General features: G+C 63.5%; 2 protein-coding genes and 1 pseudogene. 2 read left to right on the top strand and 1 reads right to left on the bottom strand.

From position 1 onward, the window contains the following. Positions 1–624 (top strand): CDP-diacylglycerol diphosphatase (locus JCM25156_RS15000; protein ID WP_025813715.1); only part of this gene is annotated, 624 nt, incomplete at its 5' end. Between the two features lie 158 nt (positions 625–782). Next, positions 783–1,582: pseudogene (locus tag JCM25156_RS24995) on the top strand (SDR family NAD(P)-dependent oxidoreductase). A gap of 63 nt (positions 1,583–1,645) precedes the next feature. Here the strand turns inward: JCM25156_RS24995 and JCM25156_RS24990 are convergent. Further along, on the bottom strand, positions 1,646–1,873 hold the full coding sequence (locus JCM25156_RS24990; protein WP_051577536.1) for a DUF3574 domain-containing protein: 228 nt from the start codon (positions 1,871–1,873) through the stop codon (positions 1,646–1,648). Positions 1,874–1,989: the final 116 nt, after the last annotated feature.

Below are 1,989 nucleotides of genomic sequence, written 5' to 3'. Positions count from 1 at the left end.
GGCCAGCCGCCCGCGCCCTGCGCCGAAGTCGATGCCCGCGCGGGCTATGCCGTGCTGAAGGACCGGGTGGGCGTGGGGCAATACCTGCTCATTCCCACACAGCGCATAACCGGCATGGAAGACCCGGCCATTACCCGCGCCGACGCGCCCGATTACTTTGCTTACGCGTGGCGGCAGACGGCGCGCCTCAACCACCATCTGGCCCATCCCCTGCCTGCGCAGGACATGGCCCTGGCCATCAATTCAGCCCATGGCCGCAGCCAGAACCAGTTACATATCCATGTGGACTGCCTGCGCCCCGATGTAAAACAGACCCTGCAACAGGCAGTGCCCGCGCTGGGGGCGGCATGGACCCCGCTGCCGCTTTACGGCCATGCCTACCGCGCGTGGCTGGTCAGGAGCGAGAACCTGTCCGGCATCCGCCCTTTTGACATGCTGGCGCGGGATATGGCCGACCCCACGCATGAAATGGGCGAGCACACGCTGGTCGTAGCTGGCGTGGTACGGCCCGACGGGCAGCGCGGCTTCGTGATTCTTGATGACCGGGCCGATCCCCGCCATAACGATCGCGCATCGGGTGAGGAACTTCAGGATCACACCTGTCAACTCCAGCACGCGCCCTGAGCCACCCGCGATGCCGCAGGGCAGGGGTGACGGCCCTGCTGTTTACTGAAGCATCGCCATATCCTTACGCTCAGCGCAACAGAACCGGGCCGGGGACAGGATCGTTCCATGCCTGTCCGGACAGGGCCGGACTTCAATTTTCCAGCAGGGGGACAGAAATGTCAGGTTTTCCGCAACCGTTTTCAGGAAAAGTCGCACTTGTGACAGGTGCCGCGGGCAATATCGGTCTGGCCACCGCGAACCGGCTGGCCACCATGGGAGCCGATCTGGCGCTGCTTGACCTTGACCCCGAAAAGCTGGAACAGGCCCATGCCGCGCTGGGCGAGCATGATGTCCGCATACGTGTCCATACCTGCGATGTGACGGATGGCGCGCAGGTGCGCGAAGCGGTCGATGCGGTGGCGGCGGAACTGGGGCAGATTGACTTCCTGTTCAACAACGCCGGCTACCAGGGCGCGTTCGCCCCGGTGCAGGACTATCCGGAGGCCGATTTCACCAGGGTCATGCATATCAATGTGTGCGGCGCGTTCCATGTGCTCAAGCATGTGGCGCGGCATATGGTCGCGCGCGGCTATGGCCGGATCGTCAATACCGCCAGCATGGCGGGCGTGCAGGGGCCACCCAACATGGCGGCGTACGGGGCCTCCAAATTCGCCATTATCGGGCTGACGGAGGTCGCGGCCAAGGATCTCGCCCCCTACAACATCCGCGTCAACGCCATAAGCCCCGCCTTCATGGGGCCGGGCATGATGTGGGACCGGCAGGTCGAACTTCAGGCCAGAGTGGGAAGCCAGTATTTCTCCACCAAACCTGAAGAGGTCGCCCGCCAGATGATCGGCAGCATCCCCATGCGCGTTATGGCAATATCGAGGAAATACCCGGCGTGGTCGCCTTCCTGTTCGGTGATGACTCCAGCTACATGACCGGTGTGAACCTGCCCATTTCAGGCGGAATCTGAAAAACTGTCCGTTGATAAAAATGAAAGTTTCTGGGTGCCGCCTTTTTTCAAGAATGCGGCGCCTCAGAACGCATCGCACCCCGTCGTGACCGCCAGCCCCACGGATTGCTGCGCGAAACGCTGGCGATAGGTCTGGCGGATGGTGTCGATGCGCGCGGCCACGGTCGCATCGGGCACGGTTGCGATCCACAGCACGCGCATCGGTTCATGCCCGACATGGCCACTCTCACGGTCCTGCCACTGGCCGTCACCGCGCAGGACCGAAAACCCCGTGGGAAACCGCGGGGTCACGACATCACGCAGGAAGCGCGCCAGTCCCGGTTGGTAATTTTGCGCCCGTCGGGGCGGCGCAGGCCGAAAAACAGCCGGATCTGCACAGCCGGTCGCGCCTGCCATGCCGCGCAGTT

The organism is Komagataeibacter kakiaceti JCM 25156, assembly GCF_000613305.1.
This window is presented reverse-complemented; position numbering and strand designations above follow the sequence as displayed.